The sequence below is a fragment of the Aeromonas veronii genome (genome assembly GCA_041319085.1).
Lineage (GTDB): Bacteria > Pseudomonadota > Gammaproteobacteria > Enterobacterales > Aeromonadaceae > Aeromonas > Aeromonas veronii_F.
The window spans coordinates 2,147,317-2,164,765 of sequence record CP101033.1 but is presented as its reverse complement, the minus strand read 5'-3'; the positions used below and the strand labels follow the sequence as shown (position 1 = coordinate 2,164,765).

Genomic DNA, 17,449 nt, shown 5'->3' with positions numbered 1-17,449 from the left:
AGTGGCCGCTGGCATCCGATGTCGTGGTGGCGGTGGCGCACGACGAGGCCTTGCGCGATGCGCTGCGTCTCTCCGAGGGCAACCGCAGCACCGAGCAGAAGGTCGCCTTCTACGTGCAGGTTTACCGTTACCTCAAGGATCGCATCCGCAACGACATCATCCGCTCCGATGATCCGGTCGAGGCGATCGAGGAGATGGAGATCGAGCTGGCCCGTCTGGCAGACAAACTTAAGCAGCGGGAAACCCATCTGTCGCTCTCCTCCCACGAGGTGGCGGCCAAGATCACCAACATCATCCACCGCGAGCAGAACCGCATCCGGGTGCTCAACCAGGGCTTGCAGAACATAGCCTTCGGTCTGGTGCGCGGGGTGCGCCTCAACGTCAATATCCGCGAGGCCCACCCCCGTCTGCTGACGGCGCTGGCCGATCAAACCGCCATGCACAACGATCTGTTCGCCGACAAGGAGCTCAGCTTCTCCGAGGCGATGGCCAAGCTGTTCCAGCGCCTGAACCCGCAAGTAGAGCAGGGGGATCGCAGCTATCAGGTGATGGGCGGTGTGCTGCTCGACTATCGCAACTATCTGGAGCTGGAGATCGAGGTGCAGCGCGGGGCCGATGGCTGGCTGCGGGCCGAGAGCGGTGCGCTCTCCACCGGCGAGGCGATCGGTACCGGTCAGGCTATCCTGCTGATGGTGCTGATCAGCTGGGAGGAGGAGTCCCGCCGTCTGCGCGGCAAGGATATCGCCCCGTGCCGTCTGTTGTTCCTCGACGAAGCGGCTCGTCTGGATGGCAAATCCATCGCCACCCTGTTCGAGCGGCAGGATATGCAGCTGCTTATCGCCGCGCCGGAGAACATCAGCCCCGAGAAGGGCACCACCTACAAGCTCATCCGTAAAGTGCAGGGCAAGCACGAGCATGTGCATGTGGTGGGTCTGCGTGGCTTCGGCTTTAGCGATGACAAGCTGATTGCCTGATCAGTCTCTGGCCCATCCCGACACGGGATGACCGGTAAATAGGTGAAAGGGAGGCATTTGCCTCCCTTTTTGCATAGTGTGCCGGGCACTGTGCGTTGCGCGTCAGCGCAACCGGGGGGAGCTGTGGTGGTCAAACCGGTGACACGGAGCTGCAAGTCCTACCTACTCAGCACGGGGACGTAGGACGACAGCCCTAGCGAAGATTTTCCGTTGATATGAGCAAGGCGCAGCTCCTCGGCACCGAGCACAAACGCCGGGTTGTCGGTGAGGCGCTCGACGGCCAGATCGATGAAGCGGCGTACCCGAGCCGGTTGGGCCGCGCGGCTGCCGTAGTAGAGAAACAGGCTGTATATGTCGGTCATGTGGTCGAGCAGCAGGGGCACCAAGCGACCGGCCCGAATGTGCGTAGCTGCCGTCGGCCCGGCGATCTGGCCTATCACTTCCCCCGCCAGCACGGCGCCCAGCTCCACCGTCTCGTCATTGGTGGAGATCGCCGGACGAACGGGTTGATCCTGCATGCTTTCCCCAACCTTGACATGCCAAGGAATAAGGTGGCCGGTGCCGGCATGACGAAACACGCTGCAGCGGTGCACGCCGAGATCGTGTAGCGTGTGCGGCACCCCATGTTTGCGCAGATAAGTGGGGGAGGCGCAGATGATGAGCTGCAAGGGAAACAGGCGGCGTGCGATCAGTCCATCCTGTGGCGACAGACCGATCCTAAAGCCTACATCGACGCGCTCCTCTACCCAGTTGCCGATGCGGTCATCGAGTTGCACATCGGGCTGAACCTCTGGGTAGAGTCGGCAGTACTCGTCCAGCACTGGGCCGATGATCATCTGCGTGACCGAGCGCGGCCCCACGATCCGCAGAGGGCCTGCGAATGCCTCCCGGGTCTGCCTCGCGGTCGACAGCGCCTGTTGCAGCCCGAGCAGGGCGGGTTGGGCGGCCTCCAGAAAACGCATGCCCTCTTCGGTCAACGACATGCTGCGGGTGGTGCGATGAAACAGACGCACCCCGAGATATGTCTCCAGTTGCCTCAGTGCCTTGCTGGCAGCCTGAGGGGAGATCTGCTGGGCCTCGGCGGCCTTGCTAAGGCTGCCCAGTTCCACCGTGCGCACGAAGGTGGTGATGGATCTCAATTCGCTGATCATGGTTTTTCTCACCTATTTACATCATTTAGTTGTAACTGATTCATCCATTTGCCGTCTAGTTCGATGTTTGCTGCCCATTTATAGTTCAGCCCATCGACATGCCACCCGGCATGAACCCAGACAGAGAGACGAGCAAGATGGACAATTTCAGCTTTTACAACCCGACCCGGATCGAGTTCGGTACCGGCAAGGAGCGCCTCATCGGCGAGATCCTGGCTCAGCACGGCATCAAGAAGGTGCTGCTGGCCTATGGCAGCGATCGTATCAAGGGGGATGGCCTCTTTGCTACCGTGAGCGCCAGCCTGAGCGAGCAGGGGATCCCGTTCGTGGCGTGCGGTGGCATCGTCAGCAACCCGCTCATCTCCAAGGTGCGTGATGCCATTGCCCTGGCGCGGGAGCAGGAGGTCGATGCCATTCTCAGCGTTGGCGGTGGCTCCGTGCTCGACAGCGCCAAGGCGATTGCCGCAGGCAGCCTCTATCAGGGGGATGTCTGGGATCTGTTCGTCGGCAAGGGGAAGATCGAGGCGGCGTTGCCGGTGTTTGCCATCCTGACCCTGGCCGCTACTGGCAGTGAGATGAACAGCGGGGCCGTGGTCACCAACGACGATACCAAGGAGAAGTTTGCGATCAACTCTGTGCACACCTTCCCCAAGGTATCCATCGTCAACCCGGCCCTGATGCAGACGGTCTCTCGCGACTATCTGGTCTATTCGGCGGCAGACATCATCGCCCACTCCATCGAGGGCTACTTCACCGCCAAGGTGCAGCCGAAAATTCAGTCCCGCCTGGTGGAGTCCGTCATCGCTACCGTGCTGGAGACGACCGAACGGTTACTGACAGACCCGGCCGATTATAACGCTCGCGCCGAGTTTGCCTGGGCGGCGACACTGGCATTGAACGGCCTGACCTATGCAGGCACCTCGGGCTTTGGCTATCCCAACCACATGATCGAGCACTCCCTCTCCGCGTTGTTTAACGTGCCTCATGGCGCAGGCTTGTCGGTAGTCATGCCTGCCTGGATGAAGTGGTTCCACGGTCAGAATCCGGCTCAGTTCGAACGCTTTGCTCAACAGTTGTTCGGCCTGAATACCGCCGAGGAAGGCATTGCGGCCCTTGAGAAATGGTTCGACAAGATTGGCACGCCGACCCGCCTCTCCCAACTCGGCATCACGGAAACGGACTTGCCAGCCATCCTGGAGAATCTCAAGGGCAACGCCCGCTGGTTTGGCTTGGCCGAGATCTACACTCAGGACGTACTGGCAAGCATCCTCCACAAGGCTCTGTAATGCCATGAATTGATTGCATATCCAATGGGAAGAGAAGAGATGCGTAAAGAAGTTATCGTGATAATCGGTGCGGGTGGTGTTGCATTGCAATTGTGCGCCGCCTGATGAAATCGCAGTTGCAGTTTCCTTCCTACTCGGCCCGGATGCGGCATTTATCACGGGTAGTGACTTGTTGATTGATGGTGTTGCCATCGCGGCGATGAAAACCGGTGCGCTGGCAACACCTGAATGACTAGGGCCCCTGTGGTGATGTGAAAACAGCCGTAATGACGTCCAGGATTAACCAACTTGAGTGTTTTCAAATGAAAAACAGCGATCAGTTAAATTCAGCCAGTGTGCCGAGATCCGCTTTCCCCACACGTTTCTTACGTCACACGCTGTTTGCTCTGGCCTGCACGACCATGGCTGCAACAATCAACGCCGCCCCAGGTTCCATGCTGGAATCTCCTGCTGCCGAGTTGGCACCCGCGATCGGTACGGCGATGAGTGCGACGCCAATGCCTTTGAAAGCAAGTGGTTATGTGGAGGAAGAGTTCTTTATTCACGGTAAAGCCAATCGTTATCGGATTGCGAACTCTCTGGAAGATGCACAACTGATTGATGCGGGCCACCCGTATGTCACTCGTGCGCTGGTCAGACGTCCAGTTGCATATTCCGGCCGATCATGAACACCAATTCCGATTCAACGTGAACACCATTTCCGGACCAATGTGAACGCTCATTCCGGTTCAACCTGAACACTTTGCCCCTCCTTTCCGGAAACAGTGTTCAACATCCCGGAATCACTGTTCACATTCACCAGAATAATCCTTAACACATTGATTTAACAACCTTTGATACGCTCTCCCTTTTGCCAGGGAAGAGCCTATGTCTGCCAAGAGGATTGCAATGCGTAAAATTCGTGAAGTGCTGCGACTGCGGCTGGAAGCTGACCTCTCTGTTCGCCAGATAAGTTGTTGCACCAAGGTCAGTGTCGGCTCCATCGCAAGGCTGCCCGTTTAATGCTCTGTATTCATCTAGAAAACTCAAGGTATACCCATGATTCGTATTATTATCCTCGGCGCCAATGGTCAGTTGGCGCGCAATACCATCCCTGTACTTCTCCAACACAAGGGGATTGAACTCACCCTTTATCTGCGCCGCGCCCAGCGCATCACTAACCCGGATCCCGCTCGGGTAAAGGTCATCGAGGGGGATGTGCTGGACAGAGCAGCTCTTGAAGCTGCCATGCAGGGCCAAGATGTGGCCTATGCCAACCTAGCTGGCGAGATGGCACTGCAGGCTGGTTCTATCATCGCCGCGATGAATGCGGTCGGGCTCAAACGCCTTATTTTTATCAGTTCGATGGGGATATATGGTGAAGTACCGGGTGAACCCTATCGCAGTATTCTGGATCCTTACCGTGACAGTGCTGCTTTGATTGAAGCTTCCGATCTGGACTACACCATTTTGCGTCCCGGTTGGTTCACTCGTGATACTGCGATTAATTACCAATTGACTCGAAAGGGCGAGCCGTTTCGAGGCCATGATGTCTCCCTGAATAGTCTGTCTGACTTGATCTCCAAGTTGGTAATAGATCCGAAGTTGGAACTGCGGCAGAGCCTGGGAGTGAGTAACTCATGACTCGTACAACCCTCCCCGATCAATATGGTCCTGTACGCAAAGGAGTGGTGTTGGTCATCATCATGGCCAGTTACCTGATGCTCGTCATTGATGTCTCCATTGTGCTGACAGGCCTGCCGCGGATCCAGGCTGCGCTTGGCTTTACGCCCGCTGGGTTATCGTGGATCCAGAATGCTTATACGCTCGCCTTCGGTGGCTTTCTGCTACTGGGGGCGAGGGCAGGGGATATCCTTGGCCGGAGACGGATGTTTATCCTTGGTCTAGCGATGTTTACCCTGGCTTCATTAGCCATCGGTACGGCACAGTCATCAGAATGGATGATAGGCTTTCGTGCGGTACAGGGGGTTGCTGCTGCAGTACTGGCACCCTCCACTCTCGCGCTGATCTCGACCCATTTCGAGGAAGGGCACGAGCGTACTCAGGCCCTGGCTTGGTACGCAGCGGCGGCCGGTATCGGTGCGACAGTGGGGTTGGTGCTCGGCGGGATTTTGGCTGATCTGATTTCCTGGCGCGCAGGTTTTTTGATCAACTTACCCATTGGCATCCTCTTGATGGTTGGTAGCCTGCGCTATATCCGTGAAACCGAACCTCACCGTGGCCGCTTCGATCTTGCAGGGGCTTTTAGCTCAACCCTTGGTATGTGTTCACTGGTATTCGGTATTGTCGAAGCTGCAGAAGCGGGATGGTCATCACCGTTGACTTACGGCTGCATTACAGCCGGTCTACTGCTTCTGGCCTACTTCATGCGGATAGAGATGCACGCCGAGCAACCCCTGGTGCCACTGACTCTACTAAGAGATGCGCGGCGTAACGGCGCTTATGTTGCTCGCCTGCTGTTTCTGTGTGCTATGGCTGGGTTCTGGTTCTTCACCGCTCAATATTTGCAGGGGGGCTTGGGTTTCTCTCCCATGTTGGCAGGGATGGCTTTCTTGCCAGTGACGCTCCCCCAGTTTGCCACCTCTGTGACTGTACCTGCCGCCGCGCGCCGCCTCGGCCAGCGTCCGATCTTGCTTGCTGGGCTCACGCTGTGCCTGATCGGTGTGCTGTGGTTGGGGCTGGCTGCCACTGAGGTCTCGTATCTGGGGGGTGGTGTTACCGATGATCCTTATCGGTTTGGGACAAGGCTGGGTGTTGGGACCGTTGACTGTTGCGGGTGTAGCTGGCGTCGAACATCGCAATGCCGGCGCGGCCTCCGGTTTGCTCAATGTGGCACATCAGCTTGGCGCTTCTTTGGGGCTTGCCATTCTGGTTGTGGTCTATGCTGGCGGTAATGCCCCCGTGCACGATCCTGCCGGGATAGCACTGCACACGGGCCTAGCCCTGAAAGCCGCAGCGCTATTCCTGTTCTTCTCATTGGTAGTATCGGTTCGCTACATCCACTTCGGCCCTCAGGCTGTCCCAAAGAAAATAGCCCCAAAAACGGAATCAACCTGATCCCCTTCTGTCCAGTGAGTCTGTTTTTCAACATGGTTGTAACGCCCATCGAGGTGCGGTTTTTGCCTGTGCCTTTTCATGAATAGGTGCGTAGTTCCCTGAATTGTTTCAATAAGGAGTTGTCATGCAAACACGTCAACTAGGCAAGAGCGGACTCACAGTATCCGCCATCGGTCTGGGCTGCATGGGGCTTAGCTTTGGCTATGGTCCTGCCACCGACAAGGCACAGGCCATCGCCCTGATCCAGCGCGCCCATGACCTGGGAGTGACCTTCTTCGATACCGCAGAGGCCTATGGCCCCGGCGATAACGAGCTGTTGCTGGGGGAGGCGCTTGCCCCCTTTCGCGACCAGGTGGTGATCGCCACCAAATTCGGCTTCAAGCACGGCAAGGTCTCGGAGGGGCTGGATAGTCGCCCGGCCACTATCCGCGCCGTGGCAGAGGCATCGCTACGCCGCCTCAACACTGATGTGATCGACCTCTTCTACCAGCATCGCGTCGATCCCGATGTGCCGATGGAGGAGGTCGCAGGGACGGTGCGAGATCTTATTCAGGAGGGCAAGGTACGCCACTTCGGCCTGTCCGAGGCCGGTGTCGACTCCATTCACCGTGCCCACGCCGTGCAGCCGGTGGCGGCGCTGCAGAGCGAATACTCCCTCTGGTGGCGGGAGCCGGAACAGGCGATTTTGCCGTTGCTGGAGGAGCTGGGCATCGGCTTCGTCCCCTTCAGCCCGCTCGGCAAGGGCTTTCTGACCGGGGCCATCAAGGCTGATACCCGCTTCGATGACGCGGATTTTCGCAATATAGTCCCACGTTTTGCCGAGGCGGCGCGCCAGGCCAACCTGCATCTGGTCGAGGTATTGAGCGACCTAGCCACCGGCAAGGGGGTGACGTCGGCCCAGATCGCACTTGCCTGGTTGCTGGCACAAAAGCCCTGGATCGCCCCCATTCCTGGCACCACCAAGCTGCATCGGCTCGAGGAGAATCTGGGCGCTGCCAATGTGCGGCTCAGCCCCGTTGATTTGCATGACATCCAGGTTGCGCTGGCCGGGCTCAAGGTGGAGGGGGATCGCTATCCGTCACATCTGCAGCGGAATGTGGGTCGCTAAGGGCGGATCGTCAACAGGAGCCTCATGAATGCAGACCCCCGCTGTACTCTCTCGCGACGTCCCAAGGGGCGGCGCGTTGTCTGGTGGCTAACAGGAGCCGTGATGACAGGCATTATTTCGTATGTATTGAAGTCGGGCTTGCCCGCTCACCCTGAATCTTCTCAGTATCAGGCGGGTCAGTTCAGCAATGGGGTGGCACTACTGCCGCGCAGCATCAGGGAAGGCGCCCGACTCTGGTGGGATTTTCTGTTCGCCAAGCCTGACGGCACAGTGCCAGATAGCGCTATCCCGGTGCAGGCCAGGACCCGCTCGATCAGATAGCCCGCCTGGCTGGCGAGCAGCAGATCCCCTTGACCACCCCAATGATGGGTGAGCCTCTGGGCGTGCTGACCCCCATGAGGGCAGCGCCTGGTGGCGTGAGTGACACATATTTAACACACAGGAGTCAACAATGAACCCAATATCCGCAGCAAGGGCGCTCCCTCAGGCCGAAGTAAAAGATCAGACGATACAGGTATTTTCCCCGGAGCAGGTGCCTGCAACCCGCGGCAACAGTGAGTTCTTCGTCGGGGATGTCTATGTGGATCAGCTATATCAGGGAACGGCACCCGCCGCTATCTCTGGCGGCCTGGTCAGCTTCATGCCAGGGGCGCGCACCGCCTGGCATACCCATCCTTTGGGTCAGACCCTCTACGTGGTCAGTGGGGTGGGGCGGGTACAGATGGCGGGAGCGCCTGTCCAGGTGATCCGGCCAGGGGATCTGGTGTGGATCCCGGCCGGGGTGACGCACTGGCATGGTGCTGCGCCAGATACCCCCATGACCCACCTGGCGCTGGCAGAACAGCAGGATGGCAAGGTGGTGACCTGGCTCGCGCAGGTGAGCGAGAGTGATTATCGGTCAGTACCATGAAGGCTCTGACCGGGGGTATGGGGGTCAGCCCTTCTGGATATCCAGTCGGATGACACCTACCGGTTTGCAGCAGCAGGGCAGGCACTCCCCTAGGGCGACAAATGCCAGCGGCACCGCAGGGTAGTGCACCTTGCCTGCCATCAGCGGCGTGCGGCAGGCGCCGCAATAGCCGCTGCGACACTGAAACTCCACATGATGACCGTGGCGCTCCAGGGTCTCCAACACGCTTTCGCCGGGATGGGCGTGCAGCACCCCATCCCGGGTATGTACCCGTGGTGCCACGACCGCCTGCTGTTCGGCAACTGCGTGCGGGGCAGGGGTCAGCGTGCGGATGGCGTCACTCACAGCTTAAAATCACCCAACACATTGGTATTCACTTCACTGTCGATCTGGCCGACCAGCATATCAGGTAGCTGACTCACAGCTCGAAATCACCCAAGTCATCGGCATTCACTTCGCTGTCGATCTGACCGACCAGGTAGGAGCTTACCTCTACCTCTTGCGGGGCGACCTGTACGTTGTCGGACGACAGCCAGGTGTTGATCCAGGGGATCGGGTTCTGCTTGGTGCCAGCAAAGGCTGGTTGCAGGCCGACCGCGCTCATGCGCAGGTTGGTGATGTACTCCACGTACTGGCAGAGGATGTCCTTGTTCAGGCCGATCATGGAGCCGTCCCGGAACAGGTACTCGGCCCACTCTTTCTCCTGAATGGCCGCTTCCTTGAAGATCTCGAAGCAGGCCTGTTCGCACTCGGCGGCGATCTCGGCCATCTCGGGGTCATCCTGGCCGGTACGCATCAGGTTCAGCATGTGCTGGGTGCCGGTCAGGTGCAGCGCTTCATCGCGGGCGATCATCTTGATGATCTTGGCGTTGCCCTCCATCAGTTCGCGCTCGGCGAAGGCAAAGGAGCAGGCGAAGCTGACGTAGAAGCGGATCGCCTCCAGTGCGTTGACGCTCATCAGGCACAGGTAGAGCTTTTTCTTCAGCTCGTGCAAGGTGATGGTCACTTCACGACCGGCCACCCGGTGGGTGCCTTCACCGTGCAGGTTGTAGAGCGCGGTCGATTCGATCAGATCGTCGTAGTAGTGGCTGATGGAGCCAGCGCGCTTCAAGATCTGCTCGTTGGTCACGATATCGTCGAACACCTGGGCCGGTGAGTTGACGATATTGCGGATGATGTGGGTGTAGGAGCGAGAGTGAATGGTCTCGGAAAAAGCCCAAGTCTCGATCCAGGTCTCCAGCTCCGGAATGGAGACCAGCGGCAGCAGGGCGACGTTGGGGCTGCGGCCCTGGATGGAGTCCAGCAGGGTCTGGTACTTCAGGTTGGAGATGAAGATGTGCTGCTCGTGGGGCGGCAGGGCCTGATAGTCGATGCGATCGTGGGAGACATCCACCTCTTCCGGGCGCCAGAAGAAGGAGAGCTGTTTCTCGATCAAGCGCTCGAACACTTCGTGCTTTTGTTGATCATAACGGGCTACGTTGACCGATTGGCCAAAAAACATCGGCTCTTTGAGCTGGTCGTTTTGGGTTTGGCAGAAAGTTGAATAGGCCATGGTTACCAGAATATGTGAATAGAGAAAACAGGAGAGCGGGAGCTTGTCGCTCCCGCCCGGTTATCAGTTCTTGCCGTGACTTAGATTTTGCAAGCCCCGCCAGCACAACCGTCATCTTGCAGATCGGTCTGGGTGTCGTCTGCACCATCACGGGTGTTGTGATAGTACAGAGTCTTGAGGCCGTATTTATAGGCGGTCAGCAAGTCCTTCAGCAGCTGCTTCATCGGCACCTTGTTGCCTTCGAAACGGGCCGGATCGTAGTTGGTGTTGGCGGAGATCGCCTGATCCACAAACTTCTGCATGATACCGACCAACTGCAGGTAGCCGTCAACGCTCGGTTGCTTCCAGAGCAATTCGTATTGATCTTTCAGGCGATCATACTCGGGCACCACCTGCTTGAGAATGCCGTCTTTGGAGGCCTTGACCGAGACCAGGCCGCGCGGCGGCTCGATACCGTTGGTGGCGTTGGAGATCTGGCTGGAGGTCTCGCTCGGCATCAGGGCGGTCAGGGTGGAGTTGCGCAAGCCCACGGACTTGATATCGGAACGCAGACTTTCCCAATCCAGATGCAGCGGCTCGTTGCACAGCGCATCCAGATCCTTCTTATAGGTGTCGATGGGCAAAATACCCTGGGCGTAGGTGGTCTCGCCAAACAGCGGGCAGGGGCCGAACTCGCGGGCCAGCTGCACGGAGGCTTTCAGCAGGTAGTACTGAATGGCCTCGAAGGTGCGGTGAGTCAGGGCCAGACCGGAACCGTCGGAGTAACGGGCACCGTTTTTGGCCAGGTAGTAGGCGTAGTTGATGACGCCGATACCCAGGGTGCGACGACCCATGCTGCCCTTCTTGGCGGCGGCAATCGGGTAGTCCTGATAGTCGAGCAGGGCATCGAGGGCACGCACGGCCAGATCGGCCATCTCTTCCAGATCTTCCAGCTTCTCGATGGCACCGAGGTTGAAGGCGGAGAGGGTGCACAGGGCGATTTCGCCGCTCTCGTCGTCGATGTTGTTGAGCGGCTTGGTCGGCAGTGCAATTTCGAGGCAGAGGTTGGACTGGCGTACCGGCGCCACGCTCGGGTCGAACGGGCTGTGGGTGTTGCAGTGATCCACGTTCTGAATGTAGATGCGACCGGTACCGGCACGCTCCTGCATCATCAGGGAGAAGAGATCGACAGCCTTGAGGGTCTTCTTGCGAATGGCCGGATCCTGCTCGTATTTGACGTAGAGCGCTTCGAACTTGTCTTGATCCGCGAAGAAGGCATCGTACAGACCCGGCGCATCGGACGGGGAGAACAGGGTGATGTCACCGCCCTTGATGAGGCGCTGGTACATCAGCTTGTTGATCTGCACGCCGTAGTCCATGTGACGGACCCGGTTCTCTTCCACGCCGCGGTTGTTCTTCAGCACCAGCAGGCTTTCCACTTCGGTGTGCCACAGCGGGTAGAACAGGGTCGCAGCACCGCCGCGCACGCCGCCCTGGGAGCAGCACTTCACGGCAGTCTGGAAGTATTTGTAGAAGGGGATGCAACCGGTGTGGAACGCTTCGCCACCACGGATGGGGCTGCCCAGACCGCGGATGCGCCCGGCGTTGATGCCGATACCGGCGCGCTGGGAAACATAGCGCACGATGGAGCTGGCGGTGGCGTTGATGGAATCCAGACTGTCGTCGCACTCGATCAGCACGCAGGAGCTGAATTGGCGGGTCGGGGTGCGCACGCCGCTCATGATCGGGGTCGGCAGCGAGATCTTGAAGGTCGAGACCGCATCATAGAAGCGCTTGATGTAGTCCAGACGGGTATCTTTCGGGTATTTGGAGAAGAGGCAGGCCGCTACCAGGATGTAGAGGAACTGCGGGCTCTCGTAGATCTCGCCGGTGACGCGGTTCTGGACCAGATATTTGCCTTCCAGCTGCTTGACCGCCGCGTAGGAGAAGTCCATATCACGCCAGTGATCCATATGGGCGTTCAGCTCTTCGAACTCGGCCTGGGTGTAGTCTTCCAGCAGATGCTTGTCGTATTTGCCCATGTCCACCAGACGAGCCACGTGCTGGTAGAGGTGGGGTGGTTCGAACTGACCGTAGGCCTTCTTGCGCAGGTGGAAGATGGCCAGACGGGCTGCCATGTACTGGTAGTCAGGGGTCTGTTCGGAGATGAGGTCTGCCGTCGCCTTGATGATGGTTTCGTGAATGTCGGCGGTACGGATACCGTCATAGAACTGGATGTGGGATTTGAGCTCTACCTGGGAGACCGACACGTTGTCGAGCCCTTCGGCGGCCCAGTCCAGCACGCGGTGAATTTTATCCAGATCGATGGGTTCTTTGTGTCCGTTACGCTTCGTCACAAACAAGTTCATTGGCTGATGACCTTCAGTTGATTCCCGAAAAACCATCGCACAATGGCACTACCCGGGCCCCGTCGGTATGCGGGAATTGGGTAGGAATTGTGCGATGAATCACAAGATGTAGTGTTATTTTAAGTTCGAGATACAAGATAGTGAGGTCAGCCCGCCATTGCAATGTGTGGATAACTGACCAGCTGTGGATAAATTGTGAGTCTTATCCCGTCAGTTAGTGACCGCTCACAGTGAGCGGGTTTTCATGCGTCAGCTCAGCTAAATGCAAGTATTCCGATCGAAGATGGAAAATTTAAATAACTTTTTTTGCTTGCGAAATGGGGGGCTTTTTACTATCAAACGCTGGCTGATTATCCCTTATGCAACAAGGGGCAAACGTTGTCCAGTGGTCGTTGTCGCAAGGTCAGTGGGCTTAAGGGCGCGTCCCCAGTGATTGTGGTTTGTAGCCTGTCTGTGACGGCTGCGCATTTGTCAAATGGGTATCCAACAGGCGGTAAGCTGCCTTTATTATCCATGAATTGACATGTAACCGCGGCGCGGGTCGTAAGGGCGTAAAGGAAGAGGTTCAGGGGGGGCGGTGAGTGTGTCTCCGCCCTGTTTGGCGCTCAGTCGTTGGCCGTCAGCTCGTAGCGCAGCCAGTGGTGCAGCGCCTGCACGGTATCGAAGTGCAGATCGGCGCCCCACTCGGCGGGATCCTCGTTATCGCTCAGATAGCCCCAGCCTGCGACCGCGGTGCGCATGCCGGCATTGCGGCCCGCCTCGATGTCCCGCACATGATCCCCCACATAGAGGCAGTGAGCTGCCTCGACGCCAAGCTGGTCGCAGGCAAAGAACATGGGGGCGGGGTCGGGCTTGCGTACCGGCAGGGTGTCGGCGCTAACCGTCACGCCGCAGTTGGCGAGCGCCGGTAGGGCAGCCAGCAGTGGCTCGGTGAGAAAGCCCGGCTTGTTGGTGACGATGCCCCAGGGCAGTGATTTTTCATCCAGCCACTCGATGAGATCCACCATTCCCTCATAGGGGCGGGTACCGACGCAAAGATTGGCCGCGTAGTAGTCGAGCAGGGCATTGCGCAGACGCGCTGCCCCCAGCTCCTCAAGCAGCTCATCGCCGAGGCCTGCCTTGAGCAGCCCGAGCGCTCCGTGGGAGGTGGTCTGGCGAATGATGTCATCAGAGAGTGGCGCAAAGCCTTCACTTATCAGCACGTGGTTGACTGCAGCCCCCAGATCCGGGGCTGTGTCGAGCAGGGTGCCGTCCAGATCGAACAGCACGCAGCGCAGGGGCACAGGGTGAGAGGCGCTCATCAACTGTGCTCCGGGCGGACAAACTCCACCATATAGTTGACGTCGACATTCTTGCCGAGCTTGAACTGGTTGGTGAGGGGGGCGTAGTGGACGCCGCTCATGTCCCGCACCAACAGACCTGCTGCTTCACCCATGCGGCACAGTTCGGCCGGGGTGATGAATTTTTTGTGATCGTGGGTACCCTTGGGCACCATCTTCATCAGGTATTCGGCCCCGATGATCATCATCAGATAGGATTTGGGATTGCGGTTGATGGTGGAGACGAACACCCGGCCACCCGGGCGCACCAGGGTCGCGATGGCGCGTAGCACCGAGGCGGGGTCCGGCACATGCTCCAGCATCTCCATGCAGGTGACCACGTCATACTGGCCCGGCACTTCGGCAGCATGGGCTTCGGCGGTGATCTGGCGGTACTCGAGCTCGACACCCTGCTCCAGGGCGTGCAAGCGGGCGACGCCGAGGGGCTCCTTGCCCATGTCGATGCCGGTGACCTTGGCGCCACGGCGGGCCATGCTCTCGGAGAGAATGCCGCCACCACATCCGATATCGAGAATGCGCTTGCCAAACAGACCGCCACTTTTGTCGGTGATCCAGTCAAGGCGTACCGGATTGATTTGATGCAGGGGTTTGAATTCACCTTCCATGTCCCACCAGCGGGAGGCGATGGCTTCAAACTTGGCGATTTCTGTCAGATCGACATTGGCATCACTGTTCATTTTTCGAAGATCCTGTGGCAGGGCGCCCGCTTCTGAGTCATGGGCGCAATCTATTGTCCTGGCGGGCATTATAACGGACGGACTTTGTCACACCAGCCCGATCTGATACCCGATTTGTGGCTTAAGGTATTTGGCTCAGTGTGTTACCATGTCGCGCTGTTTAAGCCAAAGAACAACTAATTAGGGATAAGGCTTTCTATGAGCGATCTGGCCAGAGAGATCACGCCGGTCAACATCGAAGAAGAGCTCAAGAGTTCCTATCTTGATTACGCCATGAGCGTGATCGTAGGACGAGCTCTGCCGGATGTGCGTGATGGCTTGAAACCGGTTCACCGCCGCGTTCTGTTTGCTATGAACGAGTTGGGGAACGACTGGAACAAGCCCTATAAAAAATCGGCCCGTGTGGTCGGTGACGTAATCGGTAAATATCACCCGCACGGCGATATCGCTGTGTATGACACCATTGTCCGGATGGCGCAGGATTTCTCCATGCGTTACATGCTGGTCGATGGTCAGGGCAACTTCGGTTCAGTCGACGGCGACAGCGCCGCGGCGATGCGTTATACCGAAGTGCGGATGGCCCGCATCTCCCACGAGCTGCTGGCTGATCTGGACAAAGAGACCGTGGACTGGGTGCCGAACTATGACGGCACCGAGATGATCCCGGCTGTCATGCCTACCAAGGTTCCCAACCTGCTGGTCAACGGCTCCTCCGGTATCGCGGTGGGCATGGCGACCAACATTCCGCCTCACAACCTCACCGAGATTGTCAATGGCTGTCTGGCGCTGATCGAAAATGGCGACCTCACCATTGACGAGCTGATGACCTACATCACCGGCCCGGATTTCCCCACCGGCGGCATTATCAACGGTCGTTCCGGCATCGTGCAGGCGTACCGTACCGGTCGTGGCTCCATCTATGTGCGGGCCAAAGCTGAAGTGGAAGTGGACGAGAAGACCAGTCGCGAGACCATCATCGTTCACGAGATCCCCTATCAGGTGAACAAGGCTCGACTGATCGAGAAGATCGCCGAGCTGGTCAAAGAGAAAAAGATCGAGGGCATCAGTGCCCTGCGCGATGAGTCTGACAAAGACGGCATGCGCATTGTTATCGAGATCAAGCGCGGCGAGTCCGGCGAGATTGTGCTGAACAATCTCTACAAGCACACCCAGATGCAGACCACGTTCGGCATCAACATGGTGGCGCTCGATAACAACCAGCCCAAGGTGATGAACCTTAAAGAGATCCTGGATGCGTTCCTGCTGCACCGCCGTGAAGTGGTGACTCGCCGGACCGTGTTCGAATTGCGCAAGGCGCGGGATCGGGCGCACATTTTGGAAGGTCTGGCGGTTGCGCTGGCCAACATTGATCCCATCATCGAGCTGATCCGCCACAGCGCGACCCCGGCCGACGCGAAAGCGGGCCTGGTTGCCAAGGGCTGGGAACTCGGCAACGTGGCCGCCATGTTGGAAAAAGCGGGCGACGACGCGGCACGGCCAGAGTGGCTGGAGCCCGAGTTCGGTATCCGTGAAGGTCAATACTTCCTGACCGAACAGCAAGCCCAGGCCATCCTTGACCTGCGTCTGCACAAGCTGACCGGCCTCGAGCACGAGAAGATCCTGGAAGAGTACCAATCTCTGCTGGATCTGATCGCCGAGCTGCTGCACATCCTGGCGAGCCCGGCTCGTCTGATGGAAGTGATCCGCGATGAACTGCTGGCTGTGCGCGAGCAGTATGGCGACGAGCGTCGCACCGAGATCAGCATGTCCAGTGCCGAGATCAACATCGAAGATCTGATCACCCCGGAAGATGTGGTGGTTACCCTGTCTCACCAGGGCTATGTGAAGTATCAGCCGCTCTCCGACTACGAGGCCCAGCGCCGCGGTGGTCGTGGTAAGTCGGCCACCCGGATCAAGGAAGAGGACTTTGTGGAGCGTCTGCTGGTGGCCAACACCCACGACACCATTCTGTGCTTCTCCACCCGTGGCAAGGTCTACTGGCTCAAGGTTTACCAGCTGCCGGAAGCGTCCCGTGGCGCCCGTGGTCGTCCGATAATCAACCTGCTGCCGCTGGAAGAGGGTGAGCGTATCACCGCTATCCTGCCGGTGAAGGAGTATGACGCCGAGAAGTATGTGTTCTTCGCCACCGCCAACGGTACCGTGAAGAAGACCAGCCTCTCTGATTTCAGCCGTCCGCTCTCCTCCGGTATTCGTGCCATCAACCTCAAAGAGGGTGATGAGCTGATCGGGGTGGATATCACCGACGGTAGCAACGAGATCATGCTGTTCTCCGACGCGGGCAAAGTGGTTCGCTTCGCGGAAGGCAGCGGTCGTTCGGAAACAGATCGCGCCGATGCCGATGTCAGCGATGACGTTGAAAACGACGACGATGCCGGCAATGACGATGATGGCAGCGACAACGGCGAAGGCACCGAAAGCAAGGGTACCTTCAAGGGTGTGCGTCCGATGGGTCGTACCGCGGCCGGTGTGCGCGGCATCAAGCTGGGCGCCGGTGACAAGGTGGTGTCCCTCATCGTTCCGCGCGGCGAAGGTGCCATCCTCACCGCCACCGAGAACGGTTACGGCAAGCGAACTGCGTTGGCCGAGTACCCGACCAAGAGCCGTGGTACCCAGGGCGTTATCTCCATCAAGGTGGATGAGCGCAATGGCAAGGTGATCGATGCGATCCAGGTCGAAGATACCGACCAGATCATGCTGATCACCAACGGTGGCACCCTGGTGCGTACCCGTGTTGCCGAGGTGAGCGTCATTGGCCGTAACACCGGCGGTGTCCGTCTGATCCGTACCGGTGAAGACGAGACCGTGGTTGGCCTGCAGCGCATCGCCGAGAGCGACGAAGACGAGAACGACGCTCTGGCTGTTGACGGTGAGGTATCTGAAGGTACCGATACCGATACCGCGACTAGCACTGATGCTGTCGATGCAGGGGAAGCGGGCGACGAGTAATCGTTCTCCTTTACCCGATACCAAAGAGCGGCCTCATGGCCGCTCTTTTCATTGGCTCGCCTGTCGCAGGTATACCCCG

Annotated in this window: 14 protein-coding genes and 1 pseudogene; 9 read left to right on the top strand and 6 right to left on the bottom strand. The window is 58.5% G+C overall.

What is annotated here, in order from left to right:
* Positions 1-26: 26 nt before the first annotated feature.
* Positions 27-974, top strand: a pseudogene (mukB, locus tag NMD14_10370) (chromosome partition protein MukB).
* Positions 975-1,132: 158 nt separating this feature from the next.
* On the opposite strand, the gene NMD14_10365 reads toward mukB, so the two are convergent.
* Positions 1,133-2,125, bottom strand: a complete 993-nt coding sequence (locus NMD14_10365) for a LysR family transcriptional regulator (GenBank protein ID XEI31225.1) — start codon at positions 2,123-2,125, stop codon at positions 1,133-1,135.
* 137 nt (positions 2,126-2,262) lie between these two features.
* On the opposite strand from NMD14_10365, the gene NMD14_10360 reads away from it, so the two are divergent.
* From NMD14_10360 to NMD14_10330, 7 genes are all read left to right on the top strand, one after another.
* The gene (locus NMD14_10360; protein ID XEI31224.1) at positions 2,263-3,411 is read left to right on the top strand and encodes an iron-containing alcohol dehydrogenase; all 1,149 of its coding nucleotides are present in this window, start codon (positions 2,263-2,265) and stop codon (positions 3,409-3,411) included.
* A 302-nt stretch (positions 3,412-3,713) separates the two neighbouring features.
* Positions 3,714-4,079 (top strand): alpha/beta hydrolase domain-containing protein, encoded by a 366-nt coding sequence (locus NMD14_10355; GenBank protein XEI31223.1) that lies wholly within the window; start codon positions 3,714-3,716, stop codon positions 4,077-4,079.
* Between the two features lie 370 nt (positions 4,080-4,449).
* The gene (locus NMD14_10350) at positions 4,450-5,034 is read left to right on the top strand and encodes an NAD(P)H-binding protein (GenBank protein XEI31222.1); all 585 of its coding nucleotides are present in this window, start codon (positions 4,450-4,452) and stop codon (positions 5,032-5,034) included.
* Positions 5,031-6,305 carry an MFS transporter gene (locus tag NMD14_10345; GenBank protein ID XEI31221.1) on the top strand — a complete coding sequence of 425 codons (1,275 nt, stop codon included), beginning with the start codon at positions 5,031-5,033 and terminating at the stop codon, positions 6,303-6,305. Before NMD14_10350 ends, NMD14_10345 begins: the two co-directional genes overlap by 4 nt.
* Before the next feature lie 287 nt (positions 6,306-6,592).
* Positions 6,593-7,576 carry an aldo/keto reductase gene (locus tag NMD14_10340; protein ID XEI31220.1) on the top strand — a complete coding sequence of 328 codons (984 nt, stop codon included), beginning with the start codon at positions 6,593-6,595 and terminating at the stop codon, positions 7,574-7,576.
* Positions 7,577-7,678: 102 nt separating this feature from the next.
* Positions 7,679-7,897, top strand: a complete 219-nt coding sequence (locus NMD14_10335) for a hypothetical protein (protein XEI31219.1) — start codon at positions 7,679-7,681, stop codon at positions 7,895-7,897.
* A gap of 130 nt (positions 7,898-8,027) precedes the next feature.
* Complete coding sequence (locus NMD14_10330; GenBank protein ID XEI31218.1) at positions 8,028-8,486, top strand: cupin domain-containing protein; 459 nt, start codon at positions 8,028-8,030, stop codon at positions 8,484-8,486.
* Positions 8,487-8,510: 24 nt separating this feature from the next.
* Here the strand turns inward: NMD14_10330 and yfaE are convergent, their stop codons facing one another.
* From yfaE to ubiG, 5 genes are all read right to left on the bottom strand, one after another.
* A complete protein-coding gene (gene yfaE, locus NMD14_10325; protein XEI31217.1) occupies positions 8,511-8,831 on the bottom strand; it encodes a class I ribonucleotide reductase maintenance protein YfaE in 321 nt (106 codons plus the stop codon).
* A gap of 73 nt (positions 8,832-8,904) precedes the next feature.
* Positions 8,905-10,038 (bottom strand): ribonucleotide-diphosphate reductase subunit beta, encoded by a 1,134-nt coding sequence (gene nrdB, locus NMD14_10320; GenBank protein XEI31216.1) that lies wholly within the window; start codon positions 10,036-10,038, stop codon positions 8,905-8,907.
* A gap of 80 nt (positions 10,039-10,118) precedes the next feature.
* The gene (nrdA, locus tag NMD14_10315) at positions 10,119-12,386 is read right to left on the bottom strand and encodes a ribonucleoside-diphosphate reductase subunit alpha (GenBank protein XEI31215.1); all 2,268 of its coding nucleotides are present in this window, start codon (positions 12,384-12,386) and stop codon (positions 10,119-10,121) included.
* Positions 12,387-12,991: 605 nt separating this feature from the next.
* Complete coding sequence (locus tag NMD14_10310; GenBank protein ID XEI31214.1) at positions 12,992-13,687, bottom strand: HAD-IA family hydrolase; 696 nt, start codon at positions 13,685-13,687, stop codon at positions 12,992-12,994.
* Complete coding sequence (gene ubiG / locus NMD14_10305; GenBank protein XEI31213.1) at positions 13,687-14,403, bottom strand: bifunctional 2-polyprenyl-6-hydroxyphenol methylase/3-demethylubiquinol 3-O-methyltransferase UbiG; 717 nt, start codon at positions 14,401-14,403, stop codon at positions 13,687-13,689. Before ubiG ends, NMD14_10310 begins: the two co-directional genes overlap by 1 nt.
* 198 nt (positions 14,404-14,601) lie before the next feature.
* Here ubiG and gyrA point away from each other — a divergent pair, with 198 nt between their 5' ends.
* Positions 14,602-17,370, top strand: coding sequence for a DNA topoisomerase (ATP-hydrolyzing) subunit A (gyrA, locus tag NMD14_10300; GenBank protein ID XEI31212.1), 2,769 nt, complete (start codon positions 14,602-14,604; stop codon positions 17,368-17,370).
* Positions 17,371-17,449: the final 79 nt, after the last annotated feature.